We start from the raw sequence: 21,175 nt of genomic DNA on the forward strand, positions 1-21,175 counted from the left end.
TCGCACCTCTTTTTGCATGTATTGATAGGTTAGTTTGTCCTAACAACTTCTTTAAGTTTTTCTATTACTTTTGCTATAGCTGTAATTGAACTTTCCGTTTCATATTCCCCAATATTCACAGAATGATTTGCGTTTTTGACAACATCAATCTTTAAATTCGTTTTATGTAATTGATCAATTTGATCTGCATTGTATTGGTGATCTTTATCCCCAATTACTAAAAGCCCTTCATGATCACTATGTAAGATGGAATCAAAAATCGTATCAAACGTCAGTAAAGGTGTAAGTAATATCATTTTTGACTGTGAAAATTCTTCTCTCTTCATTACATCATTCGCAATTGGGATTGTTCCGAGTGATTTTCCTAAAAACATAGAATTGCTATAGCGTCCCTTTTTCAACACTTCATTCATTACAGGATTAATATCATTCATCATTATTTTCGTTATTTCTTCCATCGGTTCATTCATTACCTGTTCATCGTAAGAATAATGAATATGCACTACATCTATTTTATGTTCAAGCATTAACATCGTTGCATAATAAAATAACGGTTTATCATAATTGTAACATGATCCTGAAAACATAAAGCAAACCATATGAGAACCTTTTTCGATATGTGTGTAACGGATTACTTTATCTTCTATATGTATTTCCTTTTTAGTCCCCTTCACTGTTTTCCCCTCCGAATACATTTACTTTTGTAAAACGATATGTTCTGTATGAACTGCTATATCCTTTACTTTGTCTTTTATAAATGCTGGCTGTAAGTTATATGCATGTAACTCTTCCACCGGTACCCACTTAAATACATACGTTCTTCCTTCTTCTTCAAGAATGTATTGATCCGCCCCATTCGCGGGTAATTCCTGCAATGCTACTTCATAATAAAAACTAATCTCATGAAACTTTCGCTCAGAAAGTGTAAAGAAATTTTCTACTGACCATATTAATCTCTTCACTTCAATAGGTACGCCTAGTTCTTCTGCAAGCTCCCGTTTTAGCGCATCCTCACTATTTTCTAGCATTTTCACTCTTCCGCCTGGTACATACCAAAAATCTTCACTGTCACCTTGCAATATAAGTATTTTATTACCTTGTTTACAAATTGCTCCAACGCGGTAATTAAAACATGTTTCCTCAACTTTAAACGTAAGATCCATCCGTAATGCCCCCTTATATATTAAATATCGAATTATTACAAAACGATTATGTACGTGCTGTACAAATAAGATTACTAAATTTTTCTATTCTATTCAATTTTTTTAGAATTTTTTGTGATTTTTATGTATCATAGTGTTTCTGTTTGTTCTTATCTTGAATCGTTAGTCCAGAGGGGATGCTGAAACTTGAGATTCTTTTTTTGTTTTAATTTGAGAAAGAATCGTCATAAAAATCCGACTAAATTTGTAGAATTAATAAAATCAAATTAAACAAGGGAGTAAATATGAATTTTAAAAAAAGAATCATTTTTTCATCACTAAGGTATGTGTTTTGGTCAATCGGTTTAGTTATGTATGCCCTTAATAAAGGAGATACGACTCTATCAACAATTTTTATTCTCTTGGGTGTACTCACAATTTATATTGAAGCTTATAAATTAGATCATAGCAAATCACTAAAAAAACACTACAAAGAAGTTATTCCTATAGCTTTTATTCTTTTAATATTCTTTTTACCAATTACACAAACATTAAAGATTTTATTATTCTTGTTACCTCTAGCAATATCATATCTATTTTCATTACAACAAATATTCAAAGAAAAAGAGACTGTGTAACAAGCACAGTTTCTTATGTTCAATCAAGTTTCTACAAGTAATCAAATTGGGTATGTACTTGTATCATGAATCGCTTGGTTGCCTTTCAGTATTTCGAGTAGAATATTCACTTATAAAACGAATTCCTCCATTTTTTCTATTTCATCGTTTCACCCCCATACCCCATCACCATCAAGTTAAGCTTATATAAGTTTAATTTTACGTAGAATTTTTTCTTTTTTCTAAAGATCCAGTGTAAGTTCTTTAAAGATTTGCATACCAAATAAACCCTATCGGGTTTCAATTTTTTGGATTACGCTACATGGTTGTGAGACATAGAAAAGTTGTATACGACGCCTAAGATGTCAAAGACTGTTTTCTTCTCATACCTATGGGATTTTCGCCCGTTTTTTTGTAGAAGATTGAACAAACGAAGTAGTATCTTTGATATCTCTTGGGTATCTTTTTGTAAAGCTTGATAAAGAAGTGAAAAATAATCTTTAATGATATAAATCGCCTTATATTCACTCAACTCTCGTTTCTTCCTGGTGAGGAGTAATTGGCGCATTTGAAACATTGTGGAGGAACAAAGGAGAATACTAATTAACTGCCCGTATAAATGGCACTCTAATCGTTCTAATTTTACAGAATTACAGTGATGAATACGAAAAAATGATTTCCATGTTTTAAAGATAAGTTCAATTTGCCACCGTAAAGAGTAAAAATCGTATACTTGTTCTTTTGGTAGGTATTCCGAAGGGATATTTGTAATATAAAAGTTAATCGCACTAAGCCGTTTACTACGTTCTGTATAGGTAATTTGCTTCTTATGTTCTTTAGATGCTAAATCCTTTTGTCTACGTTTCATTTGCGTTTCAGTTAATTTATACAGAATTAGTCTTGCCGGAAGCTTTTGATACATTCCAATATAAATCTCAGGAATTTCATCTGTTTCACCTGACTGTAATTGGTCAATGAATTGCTCTATATCTAGTTGGATGTATTCAGATTGCTTTTTTATTGTTCCATTTTGAAAGTATTCAGGTTCTCTATTCTTCTGATATATACGAGTATTGAGCTTTAATCGTGAAATAAAATAAGCACCACACTCGTCTATCGTATGTAGATCTCTTAAATCGAAATATCCTAGATCACGTATACATACATCGTGCGGTTGAAGAGACGTTAAGCAAGTAGAACCATAAATTTTATCATTTTGCTTTCCCGAACCTACATGAACATGTAAAAATTGACCACTAAGCAAATCGTACTCTAATTGAATTTTCACACCAGCACTATGACCACTACCTCCTGAACCTTGATATGTAGAAGCAAATTTATCTGGAACCTGAAAATGTGTAGAATCCAATACACGAATACTACGAAAATAGTTTGTATACAAAGTTGGAATCTTGTTTGAGTTGGAGGAATGAAATTGTTGGTTAAGTAAATACGCTAATATTTGTTGTAAAAACTGTACAGCCCGAGAATTAAAGCGTTGATTGAGTCCTTCCGGACTCATGAAAATGCCTGTGTTAGCTTCTAATCGACTACATAATTGTGTCAATGAAGTATGAGCTATATTTTGGCTTAACCAAACACATAAAGCCACTAAGTCTTGTGCACGATATTTACTTTTTCGTTGAACAAATCCTATCTCTCTAGCTAACTGTTCCAAAGCATACGGTGACATATATCGTTGTAGTTCTTTAGAGAACAATTCTAGTTCATCTAAAATCGATAAATTCATAACAAAAACGCCCCCTTTCTGTATATTTCTACAAAAAGAATAGCGTTTTTTTCGTTTTATGGATACAATTTTCTAGCTTGATGGCGATGTGACGCTACCCTTATATTAAATCGCAATAAAAGGTGTTTTATGAATATACTCTTTATTATCAATCTGGCTAATTATAAAATTTGCTATTTCTTTATTTGAAATCATTGCCCCAGGCATATCAATAAGACTTTCTTTGACTGCTCTTACTTCAACACCCTCCTTTACAAAAGGCAGTCTTATTAGTGTCCAATCAAGGTCTTTATTTTTCAAAAGAATATTCAGCTCTTCTCTTTTATCTTTCATCATTTTGGAAAAGAGCACTTCAAACATTTTTGCTCCAATCTTATTTAAAAGACTTTTTTTATCTCCTATAATGTTGAGAGAACCTCCTGTAACGCCAATATATCTCTTAATATCCTTTTCTTTCATTACTTCAAGTATATCTCTGGTAACTTTGCTATATATAGGTGTATCTCTCATAGGTTGACCAAAGCAATTTATAACAATATGACAACCTTCGAGTAGTTGTCTAATTGCATCTACATTCTCCGCAGTACCTGTTACAATCTCAATTTTATCATCGTTATACTTTAATTTTTTAGGATTCCGAACAAGCATACGAATTTGGTAGCCATTTTTTAACGATTCTGAAGCTATATAACGACCTACCTTACCAGTGCCACCAATTACAGCTATTTTATAAGGATTATCCATTCCATCACTCCTAAGAATATATAAATAAACTCAATCCTTCCGAATTAAATTCTAATTTTATAATATTCCCCTTTTTATAATTAATAATATTTATCATTTTTCTTTATATTTTAACATAAATTACCTATTTATTCTGAAGTTTTCTTTTAACGCCTTAAATAACAAAATAGATCGTAACCGAAATGGAAGTGTGACAATAATCATTGTCACATTGTTAAAAGCAATGCTAATTATAATCCTATTTTAGGAGTCCCGCCACGTTATCATCAATCTAGTAATTTGAAGTGTCTCCAAAACAAAAATTTTATTATTTTGCAGTTATTTATAAGAATTCAGCTCATTTTTATCGTTTTGGGGTAACTTGTTTTCTTAAGTTGATGGACATGCCCCATACCCATCAAGCTAAAATTTTATAGTACCCCCCAGAACGAAATTTTGTACTAACTTGTAACAAAATGCTCATTTTTTCGTTTTGAGGTATTTGCATTTCTTAGCTTGATGGTGATGGGGGGTACCCCTACTAGAAAGATTGTCTCCGCGTGAACGTGAAGAACTTGAAAAAATAAAAAAAAAGAAGCAATGAAAGAACCACCGGATTTCTTTGAATATATTCAGTCTACCGAAAAAGATAATAAATGATACATAATGCCTCGAATAGAATATTTATCAAATTGATAACATATGTATCCCTTTCTATTTTTACAGAAATTGTAATATTATAAGTGTATGCATATAGAAGAGGAGGCATAGTTTCTATGAAAAATGTTAAGTTTTATGGGTTGATTCTAGCATTCATCTTGCTACTGGCAGCTTGTAGTAGTAATTCCTTTGAAGATTATACATCAAAAGCTGATAAGAACATTAAGGATAAAAAATATAGCGAAGCTATAAAGAATTATCAAGAGGCTTTGAAGTTGAAGGATGATAAGAAGATTAAAAGTAAGTTAGAACAAACCGAAAATTTAAAGAAAGCGCAAGATGCTTTTGATAAGCATGAAATCGGGAAAGCTATGAATAATGTTCAAAAGGCAAAATGTGATGAAAATAAAGAATTAACAAAGCAAGCAAATGCATTGCAAGGTGAGATTCAACAAGAATTTTTAGCTACATTTAATAAGTTGAACATGAATGATATTACTGGCGATGTAAAAGAAGCCCGTAAATCTTTAGATGATCTTATGGCTTGGATACAACAATCTGACCTATTAAAATCTCAAAAGGATTTTGTTGATACGTTACCTGAAAAAGAAGCAAGTATCTCTAAACTAGAGGAAAGTAAAAAATAAAGAAAAGAGGTTGCCTAAAAGTAACTATTCAGCGACTTTTGAGACAACCTCTTCTTTTTATTATATATTTTTAAGAAAGTTTAGAATAAAATAAAAATACAGTCACCTACCTATTATTCACTAATGAAAAGAAAAGGAGGTAGCGAAATGCAACTGAAGTATGGGAAGCACATTAATATATTATCTATTGTTCTAACTTTGTTCTCTTTTTCCGTAATTGTAAGTTTCTCTACCTGGTTGAGTGGATATTCAATTCCCAATCTTTCTATAATGCTTAAGGTAACAATGTTGAGTGCATTTATTCTTGGAATTATAGGGTTTAGACAAGAGAAAAGCGCACTAGCGATTATCATTATGGGAATATGTGCCTTTGCTCTAGTCGTTCTATATACTTATGCGGTTATAAGTTTTCTTGAGCATTAAACACCATGAAAAAGAAACGNNCGTTTCTTTTTCATGGTGTTGGATGATTATTATAAAATAGCCTCTTCTAATGATTGAGTGCTGAATCCAAGAATTGATTTTTGAGTGTTATTTTCATGATCTTTTACAATGATATATGGAACGCCCTGTACCTTAAAGGATTCAAACTCTTCTTTTCCTTCTGGGGTATTAGGGGTACCGCCCCATCGCTATCAAGCTAAGATAAATTTGTATCCATATAATCAAAAAAACGCTATTCTTTTTGTAGAAATATACAGAAAGGATGGCGTTTTTGATGAATCCTATCATTTCCAATGAACTGAATCTTTTCGCACAAGAGCTACAATACTTTTTATCTCCAATAGTCCTACAAGATATCGCCAAACAAGTTGGTTTTGTACAGCGATCTAGTAAGTATCAAGCAAACGAACTCATTGCCCTTTGCGTATGGCTCAGTCAAGAAATCGCTAGCACATCACTTACACAATTGTGCAGTCAGTTAGAAGCTTCAACTGGGGTACTGATGAGCTCAGAAGGATTGAATCAACGCTTTAACCCAGCAGCTGTCGCATTTCTTCGAGAAGTCTTTACTTCTCTTCTCACACAAAAACTCTGTTCAAATCACTCGCTTTCTGCACAAATGATCTCTACTTTCAATCGTATCCGTATTCTAGATGCGACAGTGTTTCAACTGCCTGATCATTTCGCCACTAACTATCAAGGTTCAGGCGGGAGTAGTAATACGGCAGGCGTGAAAATCCAATTGGAATATGATTTACTTAGTGGTCAATTTCTTAACGTGCAGCTTGGACCAGGAAAGAATAATGATAAAACATACGGTACCATCTGCCTTGAAACCGTAGAGGCGGGTGATTTGTGTTTATGTGATCTTGGTTACTTCGATTTAGGAGACTTGCAAACTATTCATGATAAAAACGCTTACTATATCTCGCGGTTGAAGCTAAATACATGCATTTATATCAAGAACCCTGAGCCAGAATACTTCAACAACAGCACGTTAAAAAAGCAAACAGAATACATCCAGCTTGATATGACACAAATGATGTCGGGTCTAATCCCTGGCGAAACGATAGAAATCCCCGAGGCATACATTGGTCAAAATCAGAAGCTTCCAGCACGTGTCATTATCCATCGTTTAACCGATGATCAAACGCAAACACGCCTGAACAACCAATCGATACGTGAAAAGAAGAAAGGCATTGTCATGAAGGACAAAAGTAAACGTTTAATAGGTATGAATGTATATATTACGAACACGTCTTTAGAAGGAGTACCAACGAACTACGTGCACTCATTGTATTCACTTCGTTGGCAGATTGAAATATTGTTTAAAACGTGGAAGTCATTTTTTGAAATTGATGAATGTAAAAATATTAAAAGAGAACGCCTAGAGTGCCATTTATATGGACAACTCATCGGCATTCTCCTCTGTTCTTCTACGATGTTTCAAATGCGACAGTTTCTGCTTGAAAAGACAAAGCAGGAGCTGAGTGAATACAAAGCGATTTATATGATTAAAGATTACTTTCCGTTACTGTTTCAAGCGATAGCCGTTGGCACAGAAGAAATTTTAAAAATTCTGCATCGTCTTTATCTGCTGCTCAAAAAGAACGGTGGTAAATGTCATCGGTATAAGAAGATGACCGTCTTTGATATTCTAGGGATTGTGTATAAAACGACGGTGAAGCATAGACAATCTGCCTAGCAAAAAAATCACGTTTTAATAGGCTTCTTTAGCATGCCTACTTTTCTATCAATTGCTAGTTTTGAAACAAGGATCGTTTCTTATCTAGTAATTTACTTGGTTAGCTTGATGGGCATGCGTTTCACCCCCTTATTTATATAAACAAGGGGGCTCCTCTAAATTTATTGATACCACTTTTCTAACAATTCCTTCTCCCTCTCGCCTGAAATACCTGCTTTTAATTCCCATTCGTCCAAACTCTTCATCCATTCATACACATCTGTAACTGTATCTTCTAAACTTCTAAAAGTAAGTCCTTCTTTTACGGCACTATCGATACTTATAGAAAATCCACCTTTCCATGGCTTCGTTTCATCTTCTAAAGGAAAAGTTTCTGGAATCCATAAAGGCATTTCTGTCCATGGCTCTACTTTATGTTCCTTCATAAATGATTCATCTATCCAAACGAATTCAGCATCGCTATTCGTAACCTTTTTACACGTGTTTAATAGCTCTTCCATTGTCATTTCATAATTCGGACCTGTTATATTGAATGTGCCTACTTTATTATTTTCTGCCATGTTTAGTCCAAAGCTAGCGACATCTTTTATATCAACGAACTGCACTGGGCGGTCTTTTCTTCCTGGCACTAACACTTTACCGCCCTTTGCTATACGCTGAACCCAGTATGGAAGTCGATCTGTATAATCAAACATTCCCGAAAGAAGTCCTGCCCTTACATGTAAAACACGTCCTGGCCAATACTTCTCTGCTTCTTTTTCACATAATACTTTCAGTGCACCATAATGCTCATAAGGAGATATTTCACCATTCTCTACAGCCTTTATTTGCTCACCCGTTGGTTCAGGTTGTAATATATAGTCTTCTTTTATGTGATGAGGAATCCAATCTTTATATACGGAAAGGCTTGAGATGAATATATAATGCTTTACATTATCTTTTAATACTTCACCAACATTCCTAATATGGTGCGGAGAAAATCCACACGTATCTACGACAACATCCCATTTTCGATTTTCTAAGCTTAATACATCACCATTTCTATCACCGATTAACTGCTCCACTTCAGGAAAAATTTCATTATTCGTTCCGCGGTTAAACAATGTAACTTCATGTCCTCCATTCAAAGCCTCTTCTACAAAAGCCCTTCCTAAAAAACGTGTACCACCTAGTATTAGAATTTTCATGGTTCTCCCCCATTCGTGATTGAAAATCTTTTCTTTTGTTTAACGATTTTTTATTGTAAAAAGTTACTGGTCAACTTGTTTTTTTGGAATAAAATGATATTTCCCAATATGTAGAATTACTATAAATTCTTTTTTTATTATTGAGCTTGCTCTTTAAATAATAAAATGATAACCTTTCATACTGAAGTACATTTTAAAAAAATTATTAAAGAGAGGTGTTTTATGAACAAACGTGTTTATTTACTGACGATTGTTTCTTTTGTCGTCGGCCTAGTAGAGATGATTTTTGGAGGTATTCTCCCTTTAGTCGCAAATGATCTCGGTATTTCCCTAGGCCAAGCTGGGATGTTAATCTCTGTTTTTTCTTTAACTTTCGCCATATCAGGCCCCCTGCTACTTTCTGCTACATCAAAGGTGGAACGAAAGCGGCTAATGCTTTTGACTTTATCTGTAGCGTTGTTTGCCAATATGATAACTGTCTTAAGCACAAGTTACTCCATGCTTTTAGTTACTAGAATTATTTCAGCAATGTGCGCAGCACTTTTAATTTCCCTTTGTTTAACAATCGCATCTACTATTAGTTCAGAAGTGTACCGTGCTCGTGCGATTAGTTTAGTATTAATGGGTGTTAGTGCTTCTCTCGTCTTAGGTGTTCCTTTTGGATTAATGCTCGGTAACGCTTTTGGTTGGCGCGCCCCATTTGTCTTTATTGTCGTTTTAACTGCAATTTCAATTGTATGTATCCAATTATTATTAGGAAAGATGGAACCGAAACGAAGTATATCAATTCACGCACAACTACAAACACTAAGAAACAAAAAAATCATATGCATTCAACTTACGTCTGTTTTATTCTTTGGAGGCCATTTAACGCTTTATGCCTACCTGACGCCTTTCTTACAAAAAACACTCGGTCTTGATGGCAACTGGATAAGCGTAATGTATTTGATTGTCGGTATCGCTGCTATCATCGGCGGAGGTGTAGGTGGATTGTTGTCAGATCGTATAGGTCCTAAAAAAACGATTATTACTGTAATTCCCGTATTTGCAGTATCCATTTCCATTCTTCCTTTTACAACATTTAACGCAGCACTTTTCCTTATCGTTATGATAGTTTGGAGTATGCTGAGCTGGGCACTTCAACCAGCTATTCAAAGCTATTTAATCGTATCTGCACCTGATACATCGGACATTCAGCAAAGTCTAAACAACTCAGCTGTCCATGTAGGAATGGCGTTTGGCTCGACAATTGGTGGTATTACAATTGAACGTCTCGGTATTGAAGCGAATGCTGTAATAGGTGGCATGCTAGTAATAATGGCTTTATTTGCTGGTCTTGCTTCCATGCAAAAGAAAAAACAAAAAGTGAATACAAAATCAAAAGTAATTTAAACTTATTATGAGGCTTACAGCAGGCATTGGAGTTCAGATTTGTTATCTCCAGTGGATGTCAATGAGCACAAGAGCAAACCGTTCTTGTACTGATTAACATTGGCTGTACGAAATGCCTCAATACATTACAATATCCTCTTGTTGGATCATTTTGATTCAATGGTTTGTGTAAGTGGCTATAAACATGAAATTTCTCCCTTTCTGAAGACTAATAGTATTAACCTCTCAAGTTAATTAACTTACTATTCAAAAAAACTATATGTGACTTTTTTCTAAAATTATAGATTCCTTCTCACAAACAATCGCTTCTCCCTAGTTCTTATTATCCGGACCTTTAACTCCGCACGACTTCTCCATCAACTAACTCAATAATTCTATTACACTGATTCGCTACTTCAATATCATGCGTTACAATGATAATCGTTCTACCTTCTTCATTCAGTTGTAATAGAAGATTCATAATTTCTTCTCCCGTTTTCCTGTCTAAATTTCCAGTCGGTTCGTCGGCCAAAATTAATTCTGGTTCGCCTACTAACGCTCTTGCGATAGCTACCCGCTGTTGCTGTCCACCTGATAGTTCGTCCGGTGTTTTATGCATTTGTTCTTTTAACCCTACTTTTTCTAAATAGAACTTCGCCTTATTTTCTCTTTCACGTTGCTTTAGCTTTCTATATGTGAGTGGTAATGCTACATTATCAAGTACAGTATGTTCTTTTAACAACGCAAAGTATTGAAAAACAAATCCAATCATTTCATTTCTTGTTTTATGAACTTTATTAGCTCTTATTTCATTTAATGGTTTTCCATTTAACGTATATTCTCCCTCATTTGGCATATCAATTAACCCTATAACATTTAATAGGGTACTTTTTCCTGAGCCTGATCGCCCCATTACAGCGATGATTTCACCTTTGTTTATCGTTAAATTTATACCATTTAACGCGAACGTTTTGTGATTCTTGTTACTATACACCTTTTTAATATCTTTTAGCACAATCAAACTCATTATTCCATCCCTCCTATTAATGTTTTCGGTTCGAGTTTTCTAATAAATAAGAAGACAATGAGATTTGAAACTATGATAATTAGTAGTAAGAATAGGAATACAAATAATAAAATAGGCATATTTAAATTCACCTCTAGTACAGACGCCGTATCAAAGTCCTTCGAACCTTGTAGATGAGCCTCATATCTCCATAAAAAGTACACTAGGGATAAAAACATACCAACTATCGCAATACATATGTTTTCTAAAACAATTTGAATGAACATCCCTAACTTACTTTCTCCAAGAACCATCTTAATACCAAATTCCCTCTTTCTCATCATGATGGAAACAATTGTCGTTACGACAATTCCAGCTATTATAAATAAAGTAAATAGACTTCCTACTATAAGTTCGATATTTTCCGTATCCATACTACTAGTAACAGCTTCATTTATTTCTCCTCCTAAATTTTTTAAGTATAACGTAGCGTCGCTTCCCTTCAGTTGAATCATTTCTTGTAGTTTGATTACATCTGCATCTTTTTTTAAAGTCATAATTGTACTATAATGTAATCTTGAAAACATTATTTCATAATGTTCATATCTATCAATTGGCATGGGTGATAACATAGCCTTGTCTAATTTCTGGTATATATTCGCTCCGTTACCATCTATAATGAATTTATTTTCCGGCAAAAATCCAATTATTGTATATTGATTATTGATTGTATCCCCTATTTGAAAATATTTCTTAAAGTAAGGACCTACCAAAACATTCGTTTTCTCTTCACTATTTTTTTGGAAGTCTTGATACGAAAAGCCTGTTCCAGTTTTTATAGGTATGTTCAGTAATTTATAATAATCTTCATCTATTGTAATTATACGAATAGTAGGGCTTTTATCGCGAAAAGTTTTATTTTTCAATTCGTCTAACATACTTTCTTGGAGCGGTCTATCGCTTGATTCTAGTTCGATTATTATCTCTTCGTATGTACCATACGAAATCACATCTTTATTTTGTTGCATTTTTTTATAAATTTCTTCGACTTGTCCTTTATTAAATTGCTCTTCCTTCAACCTATCAGTAGTCATATCATCATAAGTGATGAAATATGTACTTTCTAAATCTAGCAACGAGTTGGAACTGTTTCCAAGATAGTAAAAATTATAAAGTGTATTAATTGAAAGGGTTATTGCCGCTAATCCAAACGTGAATTGTATTAAGAGAAATATAGAAATGAGCAATCTATTTTTCAGGGCCATAAGAGCACTTTTTATTCTCATCTTATTTACTCCTTTAACGCTTTAGCAGATTCAATTTTAAGTATTTTTAAAAATGGTATTACAGCAGTGATGAACGAAATAGACAAGGAAATTACTACACTCATCATAACTTTGAAAACATCTATACGAATGGTAAAACCCATTGAATGTACTATACTGTTGCTCATTGTACTTAAAATCCATTGAATACATAAGGCACAAACTGCTGCAGAGATTGCACATATGAATAATTGGCTAAATATAAATACAAAAAGATTCAAATTGCTTGCTCCCAACGCTTTTCTTAAGGAAACACTCTTCCTCTTCGTATAAATCCAAAAATAACTCACAATTATGCAGTTCATGACAGCTATAAAAAGCAGTCTATACGGAAGAGTAAGTTGTGCTCTCATAGCTTTACTTGAACTTTTTTCTTTCTCATAATTCTCTTTTTCATTTATCACTTTCGCATTTGTATCAGTTCTATTTTGCTTAACATACCGAATAAATGTATCTATTTCTTGTTTAGGATTTTTGTTAGATCTTACTATCATTTCAAATGTATTTTCATTTTGCATACGTCGTTTTATCTCATCAGGCATGTCACTTAAGCCGACAAAAACATTGTTATTATATGCATATCCAGTATTCGCTGCGCTCACGCCTTTAACTCTATATTCTCCACTAAACAGTTTTATTGTTTCAGATTCTTTATAAATCCTCTTTCCGACAATTACACTATTTTCTTCCCCCTCTTTCATTCGAGAACCTTTTATTAATGGAGGAGACCAATTCGTATTTATAAGACCAACCATCGTTACGTCACCTATGCCTGGGAGTCTAATTCTCATATCATTTGTAATAACACTTGCGTTCTTAAAACTAGTTTCTGTTAACTCTTGAATTGCTTTGAAATCCAATTCCCCAAAACTAGTAAGCTGAATGGAATAGTAATATTTAAAATAACCATTTTTGTACTCATAAAATTTTTCATGGTAATAATCTCGAATCGACATCGCTATAAGTATGGGCAGAATTGTTAAAGTAAATCCAATAAATAACATAATGAATATTTTTTTGTTCACCGCTATTTCTTTTAATAGTAGCCTCATATTCCCTCCGCATTAAAAAAATAGTGAAATAGATATTCCTTCCATTTGCCACTGTTTTTATTAGACATAAATAACCTTTTCCTTTTCCTACGCAATTACTGAGCGAACCTAATTCATCGAGATACATTAAGGAAATTAACTAATGATGTTTGAATTAAAGTTTTCATATGTACAGAAACATTTAGTATTTACATTATACTTTGAAAAACGCACCATAAAATTAGAGATGGAAAATTTTACATTACCAAAACATAATTTACATTCAATTAATAACAAACCTCTATTCCCCATGTCTATCCATTACTCTATAGCGTAAAGTCATCCAATCTATGAAAATGCTTCTTTAAACGGACAATGCTCCTGCCAAATTGACAGGAGCATTGCTTTTTCAAAACTTATTTACTTTTATATACTCGAGTTAAAATTAATACGAAGTCCAGCCGCCGTCTACAGAAATCACTTGTCCGTTTACGAAACTAGCTTCGTCTGAGCCTAAAAAGATAGCCAGTTGTGCAACTTCTTCTGGTTGTCCAGCACGTGGATTAATTGCCATACCTAATGCTTGGCGGCTCGCACCAAATTCGCTCACATTCGTCATTGTAGAAGCAATGTTTGTTATGACTGCTCCAGGAGCGATACCGTTACAACGGATGTTGTTGTTCGCATACATAAAGGCTGTGTTTTTTGTTAGACCAACGACTGCATGTTTAGATGCTGTGTAAACAGCACCAGCACGTGCACCGTATAATCCACCTGCAGAAATATTATTGACGATCGTACCGTGTCCTTGTTCCAAGAATAGATTCACTGCAATACGCATTGTTTTCATTACAGATACTGTATTCACAGAGAAAACCTTTTCCCAGCGTTCGTCTGAAACTTCACCAACAGGCTCCATTCCATCCATGATACCTGCATTATTAACAAGAATATCTAATTTCCCGTAAGCTTGTTTTGTTTCATCGAAAAGGCGTTGAATATCTTCATCAGAGGTAACGTTTGTTTGAATAGCAATGGCCTCTGCACCTGTAGCTTTAATTCCTTGTACTACATGTTGAGCCCCTTCTAAGTTTAAGTCTGATACAACGACTTTTGCTCCTTCTTTTGCATAACCTTCTGCAATTGCTTTCCCCATGCCTGACGCAGCACCAGTGACAATTGCTACTTTACCTTTTAATCTCATCTGAAACGACCCCCTTTATCTTTTATTGTACAGTTGTTCAATAAAAATTATAATAATATAAAAGAACGCTTACAATGAGCAAAAAAGTGATAAATGTTCAATAATTAACACATCGTAAGAAATGTGTTCAATAAGAGGTGAAAAAAATGATGCGTACTGATATGCGTATTGTGAAAACAAAAGAGGCGTTACATAACGCATTGTTAGAATTATTAAACGAAAAAACTTTAGAAGTCATCTCCATCTCGGAAATTTGCAGAAAGGCAAAAATAAATCGTGGTACATTTTACTTGCATTATAAACAAGTAGAAGATTTATTTGAGGAGTATTTTAAAGAAATTACAGCAGATTTGTCACGTTCTTATCAAGAACCTTATCGCTACGTATCAGTATTGAAAACTAGTAAATTAGATCCTTCTACAATTCGGATTTTTCATCATATCGAAAAATATAAATCATTCTACAGAATTGTTTTTTCTAAAAAGGTTCCCTTAATGTACTATTATTTATTTTTTGAGGAAATAAAGCATTTGTTACTTCAAGATAAAGAGGCTTTGCTTAAAGAAGGAGTGAACCATTCACTTTATTGTTCCTACCAAGCGAATGCGATTATTGGCATCATTATTGAATGGTATCAAAATGATTTTTCTTATAGTACAAGTTATTTAAATGATCAACTTGTTCAATTTTTAAATATCGGAGTAGACGGTTAATTTAATACAAAGTTGTACTGTTTATAAAAAAGATGTACCGAAACTAACTACACTCTGTTTCGGCACTAACTGGGCAGAATAACTCAATTAGAAAACTATCTCCATATGAAATATCAGTAAACTTAAAGTAACTCCAAAATATACAATAAAAGTTGATTTTGGAGTTGTTTTTTGTTTAATTCACTTTTCTTTGGCACTCTGCATCTAGACGGTAAATCTGTTGACCACGGTAAAACTTTATTAATTTCTTCTTTATTGTATAAATCAATATTGGGAGTGTTTCAAACAAATAAAGAAGATAATAATATAGAGAACAAAACAAGTATAACTAACCCTTTTATTCTCATTTTCATAAAAACAAACATATTAATCTTTTTAATAAGGAAGTATGTACTCTTTAATTAACTCCCATCTATCCTTAGCTTCCGGTATAACTTCAGACGCGATTACCACGACCAACTCCCTCTCCGGTACACAGCAAATCACATTCCCACCATCTCCCATTGCACTGTATGAAAAGACCCCATTTTCTTCTCGTAACCACCATAAGTAACCATATCGATTCTCGTTCATTTCCGTTGATTCTTTTACCCACGATTTTGAAAGAATTTGTTTTCCATTATAACTACCTTCGTTTAAATATAAACGCCCAAACTTAGCCATATCTCTAGCTGTTAATGTAAGTCCCCAACCGCCTGTTGAAATACCTTTCGGATCGTGAACCCATCCTTTCACATCTTTTCCGAATAAGTCATCGAATCCAAATGCTTTCATATTATAGTTTGGAATTTCTCTCATACCAAGTGGCTGAAATAAGTATTCATTTGCAAATTCACGCGCACTTTTCCTTGTTGCGCTCGTAATAATTGCTGATAGTAAATGTGCTCCTGCGGATGAATATTTAAAAGGTCCAATTCCCCCGCCTTGTCCAATCCTATTTAATGTATACTTTACCCAATCCTGTTGTGTACATAATTCTTCTAACGGTTCCTGCCAGTCTGCATAAGGATATGGAGCTGTCATTGTTAGAAGGTGGCGCACTGTTATTTCAGATGAATTAACGTTATATTTAGGAAAAAATTCTATTACTCTTTGATCAACACTTTTTATATATCCTTTATCTATACATATTCCAATTAAAGCTGATATAACGGTCTTTGTAACTGACGCTACATGAAATACATCATCTTGACTGTATTCATTATAATATTGTTCAAAAACAACATTACCTTTTTGCATTACTAACATACCATTAATATTTTTATATTCTTCTTTTATAACGGAATCTAATTTTTCAACAGTTTTCATCCTTCTTCCCCCTTAACCTACGATTAAAAAGGTTCGATTGGTACATATATATCAACTATATGTTTCTTTTCTGGGTGCTGCCTTGGATCATTTTTATACAATTCAAAAGGATATGAATCTCTCGGTTTATATCCGCTATTTGGTAACCACTCACCGTATAAAAAATCCCATGCCCCTTTATATTCATCTTGACGTATTTCAAAATGACCTACTGCATACCTTCCTGAAGGTATTACCATAATTCCAATGTCTCTCGTTCCTACTGAGGCTTCATCCGGAATTGTTATGCATAAACTTGTTCTTAAATGATAGTCTTCTGTAAACTCATGATGATCATGATAAATGGTTAATACTTTCGTATCCTCGAATACATGATAATTTTGTTTCGCTGCGTAATGAAATAATTTCTCGATCATTTTTGGAAAAGCTATAGCTAACTCTTTATATGTACCTACATGTCTTATGTATGCGACGTTTACATTGTCCGCTGTTACAATTTCGACCTCTCCTCGAACCTTCTTACATTCATTGTATTGAGAAGTTCCGCTTGCGTCTTTGCAATTCTTGCTATTGTGATTTCTATAGTTGGACGGACTTACACCGTAATAATTTTTAAATGTCCGGGAGAAAACTGCTGAATCAGTGAATCCGAAGTGATACGCAATGTCTGTAATCGTCATATCCGGCCGGTATGTAAGTAAGTGGGTTGCCCTTTCTAGCTTTAGGCGATTCACATACCGAGATAACGGCTCATTCATCATCCCTTTAAAAATTCTATGAAAATGATACTTTGAAAATCCTGCTACATCGGCTAGCTCTTCAATTGAAAGTGAATCATTTATCTGTGATTCTATATAATCTTGCACTTTATAAATGCGTCGTAAGTACTCATTTCTACTTTGAGAATTCTCCATATCTATGCCTCCTCGCAACAAAAAGGTCCGTACTAGAATACTTTTAAGGTGGCTTTCTATTAGTAATAGGTTATGTAATATTTTGACGTTAAACCGATATAATTCAAGTTGCGTTCGATATAATTTCATTTATTCTTGTAATCTGCCCAATAGAAGAAAAATAAACTTTAACTTAATGAGTACTCCATAACGAAATTTTTAACTTTTCACTATTATTTATAAGAATTCGGCTCGTTTCTTTCTTTTTAGGGAACAATCTATTTTTTAAGTTGATGGTAATGTGGCTTTACCATGATTTAAAGAAATAACTATTTTTTTATAGCCCTACGTAAGTTAATAACATTGTTTGGATTTAGCTCCCATTGTCTCATAAGTTCTTTTTGTCTTGTTTTTAAGTCTTCAAATGGTTCTTCCACCATTTCGATTTTATTAAATTTCCCCTCAAAAACTGAAGCGTTTTTTATCTTTTTATATCCACCAAAACCTAAGTCATCATTTAGCAACCAGACCACTCTCTGAATTTTTGCGAATAAAATACCACCTGTACACATTGGACATGGTTCCAACGTGCTATAAATAGTAAACTTCTCATTTTTTATTTTCGCATCAAACATTGCTTGCCCTGCATTGCGAATAGCGTCTATCTCTGCGTGAGCTGTTATGTCTTTTTGTGAATGCACTCTATTTCTTCCCCTTGCAATAACATTATAATTTCCATCAACAATAACTGCTCCTACTGGATATGTATTTTCTTTTAATGCCTTTTCTGCTTCTTCCAATGCCATCTCTAAAAAATATCTATCTCTCTCAAAATCCATATAAATCCCCTCTTTTTTAAATAAAATTATTTTGTGGAAATTCCTTTCGGTGATTACACGAACTTTTATCAAGCTAATAAAATTCTCCTAAAATAAAAAAGTACGCCATTCTTTCTGTAGAAACATAAGAAAGGTTGGCGCTTTTGATATTGGCTTAAGTACAGCCCCTTTATTTACACATTTTTTAAAAACAACACTCTACTCCCGCCGTTCCCATCATAATTTGTATGTACGGATACGCCTTCCACCTCGTCATCCCCAGCCTCAATTCGAAAGCCAATTTCTTGATGAAATAGTATCGAATTTTTATTAACTGGTGATGTGATTGCTTTTACAACTTTACGATTGTTTGCACGAGCGACATCAAAGAAATAAGAATATAATGTCGATGCGATTCCTTTTCTTCTATACTTCGGATTGACACCGATAAAGTGAACGTATGCTTCTTCTTTATATGTTTGCGAAAAGAATCCGCATAAAAAACCTAGCGTTTCTCCCTCTTCTTCAATGATAAAACTCGTTTCTTGAAAGTGAACGAAGAATAATTTTGGCAACATATGAGCCATCTCTCTCCCGCCCCACCAATCATTTAAAACAGAATGAATCTTTACATAATCTTCCCCTTGCATGTTTCTTACTCGCATGTATTTCTTCCTCTCACTCACTTCATTTTTTCATATATTTTAATGACCGTTTCTACTAATAGGACGAATACCCAAATCCCGCAAAATATGAGAACCGACTGGAATATCGAACCTAATATAGCAAAACCTATTAAACCTAATTCTGATCCTGACATTGATATTTCACCAAATTCTGGACCAGATATAAATGGACCAGCAGAAAAGGTCATTAAAATTGATCCTATTAAATAAATAACACTCATTATTTTTAATATTTTTATAGAAAGATACGAAGTTTGTTCTTCTTCCACTTGTGATAATTCGATCTCTCCGCTCGCAATTCCTTTTTGAAAACAATCCTCACACAAAAATTCTTCCTTAATTTTTTTACCACCATGCAATGTACCTGTTATTTCTTTACATCTTGAACAATTTCGATTTATCATTTTGGTATCACTCCCATCCCATAAGATTATACTTATATAATCCTACTTTTACCTTAATATCCCTTTTATGTATTTTATAGAGAAATGAGGTGTTTTATGATGTCTAAACTTACTTTTGGTTATAAAAAGCCTACTGAGCAGTATATATTACGACCTAGTTGCTATGCGGTGATTTTTCATTCATCTACTTCAAACATTGCTGTTATTCAAAAAGGAGATCGATTCTTTTTACCTGGTGGTGGTATGGAAGATAACGAAATGAAAGAAGAATGTTTACATCGTGAACTACTAGAGGAATTAGGATGGGCAATCGAAATGGATCAATATATCGGTAATGCAGCACGATATTTTTATGCGGAAAAGGAAGATACATATTATTTAAACGATGGGTTCTTTTACATTGCAAACATGATACATCAGAAAACTGAAAACTGTGAGGAGGATCATGTTTTAAGGTGGATCTCTCCATTACGTGCTTTAGAGCTTTTCATTCATGATCATCAAAAATGGGCTGTTGAACAAGCGATTTTATTACAAAAACAAAAGGATCTCCTTCTATATGAAAGAGATCCTTTTTACCTTTAGCTTGCTTTTTCCAAATTGAGGGCAGGCTTTTTGATTCCGCCTTTTTTTACTATATATAAACCGATGAAGATAATAAGACCGCCAACTAATTGCATCATATTGATTTCCTCTCCGATTGTTACAGCTGCAAAGATAACTGCGAACAATGGTACGAGATACATATAAACCATTACTTTCGTTGAGCCGATTTTACTAATACCGACATACCACATGGCTAGTCCGAAGATTGTCGCAAAGACGATTGAATATGCTAGTGAACCCCAGCTTAGCATGTCTACTGGCCACGTTAATGTATTTACGTTGAATAGACAGTATATAACGAGAGGTACAATTCCAATTAAAGTAGACCATGATGTGACTCTCATTGCGGAGTATTTTGTAATGAGCGGTTGCGCTAAAATTGGATACCATCCCCACGCAATTGCCGCGACTAATCCAATTACATTTCCGAGCCATGCATACTCGTAAGTAGCCCCTCCTGTATGTCCTGTTAATAAAACGAATGCTGCACCAATAAATGCTACTATCGAACCAATTTGCACTTTCATCGAAAAACGTTCTTGTTTGTGTAATACTGCTAATATCCCTGTAAATATAGGTGACATCGCAATTAATAATGAGGCGTTCGTTGCTGAAGTATATTTTACAGATAACATAAACATCGTTTGATACATCGTCGTGCCAACGATCCCTACTGCTAATAATCGTAACCAATCTTTTCTTTCAATACGTAATGATCGTTCCATAATAAAAGTAATAAGTAATAATACCGGTGATGCTACTAAAAATCGTAAACTATTAAATTGAATGGATGACATAAATGCCACGCCATACTTTCCAATTGTATAATTTGCTCCCCATACTAATGCGACTGATACTAGAAGCCATTCCATTTGCCATCGTTTCATCCGAATCTCCCCTTCCCTATTTAGCATAGTAAAATTGGCTGGATATAA

Annotated in this window: 22 protein-coding genes and 1 pseudogene; 7 read left to right on the top strand and 16 right to left on the bottom strand. The window is 33.9% G+C overall.

Going from position 1 to position 21,175, the window contains the following annotated elements:
• Positions 1-29: 29 nt before the first annotated feature.
• Positions 30-695, bottom strand: a complete 666-nt coding sequence (locus COI75_RS26040; protein ID WP_141535153.1) for an alpha/beta hydrolase — start codon at positions 693-695, stop codon at positions 30-32.
• Positions 696-1,163, bottom strand: a complete 468-nt coding sequence (locus tag COI75_RS26045; protein ID WP_000366253.1) for an NUDIX hydrolase — start codon at positions 1,161-1,163, stop codon at positions 696-698.
• Between the two features lie 284 nt (positions 1,164-1,447).
• On the opposite strand from COI75_RS26045, the gene COI75_RS26050 reads away from it, so the two are divergent.
• Positions 1,448-1,780 carry a hypothetical protein gene (locus COI75_RS26050; protein ID WP_001009638.1) on the top strand — a complete coding sequence of 111 codons (333 nt, stop codon included), beginning with the start codon at positions 1,448-1,450 and terminating at the stop codon, positions 1,778-1,780.
• A 292-nt stretch (positions 1,781-2,072) separates the two neighbouring features.
• On the opposite strand, the gene COI75_RS26055 is transcribed toward COI75_RS26050, so the two are convergent.
• Entirely contained in the window at positions 2,073-3,509 is a 1,437-nt protein-coding gene (locus COI75_RS26055; RefSeq protein WP_001053915.1) for an IS4 family transposase, read from the bottom strand.
• 105 nt (positions 3,510-3,614) lie between these two features.
• A complete protein-coding gene (locus COI75_RS26060) occupies positions 3,615-4,253 on the bottom strand; it encodes an NAD(P)-dependent oxidoreductase (protein WP_000369880.1) in 639 nt (212 codons plus the stop codon).
• Positions 4,254-5,008: 755 nt separating this feature from the next.
• Here COI75_RS26060 and COI75_RS27530 point away from each other — a divergent pair.
• The 3 genes from COI75_RS27530 (at position 5,009) to COI75_RS26080 (ending at position 7,688) form a co-directional block, all read left to right on the top strand.
• Entirely contained in the window at positions 5,009-5,539 is a 531-nt protein-coding gene (locus COI75_RS27530) for a hypothetical protein (RefSeq protein ID WP_000800119.1), read from the top strand.
• Between the two features lie 147 nt (positions 5,540-5,686).
• Complete coding sequence (locus COI75_RS26070; protein WP_001176331.1) at positions 5,687-5,962, top strand: hypothetical protein; 276 nt, start codon at positions 5,687-5,689, stop codon at positions 5,960-5,962.
• Between the two features lie 295 nt (positions 5,963-6,257).
• Positions 6,258-7,688, top strand: a complete 1,431-nt coding sequence (locus COI75_RS26080) for an IS4 family transposase (RefSeq protein ID WP_001068144.1) — start codon at positions 6,258-6,260, stop codon at positions 7,686-7,688.
• A gap of 161 nt (positions 7,689-7,849) precedes the next feature.
• On the opposite strand, the gene COI75_RS26085 is transcribed toward COI75_RS26080, so the two are convergent.
• The gene (locus COI75_RS26085; protein ID WP_000697713.1) at positions 7,850-8,875 is read right to left on the bottom strand and encodes an SDR family oxidoreductase; all 1,026 of its coding nucleotides are present in this window, start codon (positions 8,873-8,875) and stop codon (positions 7,850-7,852) included.
• 222 nt (positions 8,876-9,097) lie between these two features.
• On the opposite strand from COI75_RS26085, the gene COI75_RS26090 reads away from it, so the two are divergent.
• On the top strand, positions 9,098-10,267 hold the full coding sequence (locus COI75_RS26090; protein WP_001042897.1) for an MFS transporter: 1,170 nt from the start codon (positions 9,098-9,100) through the stop codon (positions 10,265-10,267).
• A gap of 334 nt (positions 10,268-10,601) precedes the next feature.
• Here COI75_RS26090 and COI75_RS26095 read toward each other — a convergent pair whose 3' ends face one another.
• The 4 genes from COI75_RS26095 to COI75_RS26110 form a co-directional block, all read right to left on the bottom strand.
• Positions 10,602-11,273 carry an ABC transporter ATP-binding protein gene (locus COI75_RS26095; protein WP_097807640.1) on the bottom strand — a complete coding sequence of 224 codons (672 nt, stop codon included), beginning with the start codon at positions 11,271-11,273 and terminating at the stop codon, positions 10,602-10,604.
• Complete coding sequence (locus COI75_RS26100; RefSeq protein ID WP_001220736.1) at positions 11,273-12,538, bottom strand: ABC transporter permease; 1,266 nt, start codon at positions 12,536-12,538, stop codon at positions 11,273-11,275. Before COI75_RS26100 ends, COI75_RS26095 begins: the two co-directional genes overlap by 1 nt.
• Positions 12,539-12,543: 5 nt before the next feature.
• On the bottom strand, positions 12,544-13,629 hold the full coding sequence (locus tag COI75_RS26105) for an FtsX-like permease family protein (protein ID WP_001238002.1): 1,086 nt from the start codon (positions 13,627-13,629) through the stop codon (positions 12,544-12,546).
• A 424-nt stretch (positions 13,630-14,053) separates the two neighbouring features.
• Positions 14,054-14,812 carry an SDR family oxidoreductase gene (locus tag COI75_RS26110; protein ID WP_001237292.1) on the bottom strand — a complete coding sequence of 253 codons (759 nt, stop codon included), beginning with the start codon at positions 14,810-14,812 and terminating at the stop codon, positions 14,054-14,056.
• Positions 14,813-14,958: 146 nt separating this feature from the next.
• On the opposite strand from COI75_RS26110, the gene COI75_RS26115 reads away from it, so the two are divergent.
• Positions 14,959-15,525: a TetR/AcrR family transcriptional regulator gene (locus COI75_RS26115; RefSeq protein ID WP_000986419.1), complete on the top strand. Its 567-nt coding sequence runs from the start codon at positions 14,959-14,961 to the stop codon at positions 15,523-15,525.
• A 122-nt stretch (positions 15,526-15,647) separates the two neighbouring features.
• Here the strand turns inward: COI75_RS26115 and COI75_RS27845 are convergent.
• From COI75_RS27845 to COI75_RS26145, 6 genes and pseudogenes are all read right to left on the bottom strand, one after another.
• Positions 15,648-15,838: pseudogene (locus COI75_RS27845) on the bottom strand (hypothetical protein); the annotation flags it as partial.
• A gap of 62 nt (positions 15,839-15,900) precedes the next feature.
• Entirely contained in the window at positions 15,901-16,833 is a 933-nt protein-coding gene (locus COI75_RS26125) for a serine hydrolase domain-containing protein (protein ID WP_098380673.1), read from the bottom strand.
• A 23-nt stretch (positions 16,834-16,856) separates the two neighbouring features.
• Entirely contained in the window at positions 16,857-17,747 is an 891-nt protein-coding gene (locus COI75_RS26130) for an AraC family transcriptional regulator (RefSeq protein ID WP_000431811.1), read from the bottom strand.
• A 308-nt stretch (positions 17,748-18,055) separates the two neighbouring features.
• Complete coding sequence (locus tag COI75_RS26135) at positions 18,056-18,565, bottom strand: nucleoside deaminase (protein WP_000345236.1); 510 nt, start codon at positions 18,563-18,565, stop codon at positions 18,056-18,058.
• Between the two features lie 173 nt (positions 18,566-18,738).
• A complete protein-coding gene (locus COI75_RS26140) occupies positions 18,739-19,209 on the bottom strand; it encodes a GNAT family N-acetyltransferase (protein WP_001266073.1) in 471 nt (156 codons plus the stop codon).
• Positions 19,210-19,226: 17 nt separating this feature from the next.
• Complete coding sequence (locus COI75_RS26145; protein WP_098380674.1) at positions 19,227-19,634, bottom strand: DUF3980 domain-containing protein; 408 nt, start codon at positions 19,632-19,634, stop codon at positions 19,227-19,229.
• A gap of 96 nt (positions 19,635-19,730) precedes the next feature.
• Here COI75_RS26145 and COI75_RS26150 point away from each other — a divergent pair, with 96 nt between their 5' ends.
• A complete protein-coding gene (locus tag COI75_RS26150; protein ID WP_002095553.1) occupies positions 19,731-20,219 on the top strand; it encodes an NUDIX hydrolase in 489 nt (162 codons plus the stop codon).
• Here the strand turns inward: COI75_RS26150 and COI75_RS26155 are convergent.
• Positions 20,216-21,127 carry a DMT family transporter gene (locus tag COI75_RS26155; protein WP_000832939.1) on the bottom strand — a complete coding sequence of 304 codons (912 nt, stop codon included), beginning with the start codon at positions 21,125-21,127 and terminating at the stop codon, positions 20,216-20,218. The genes COI75_RS26150 and COI75_RS26155 overlap by 4 nt on opposite strands.
• Between the last annotated feature and the right edge of the window lie 48 nt (positions 21,128-21,175).

Source organism: Bacillus cereus (assembly GCF_002564555.1).
GTDB classification, from domain to species: Bacteria; Bacillota; Bacilli; order Bacillales; family Bacillaceae_G; genus Bacillus_A; species Bacillus_A cereus_K.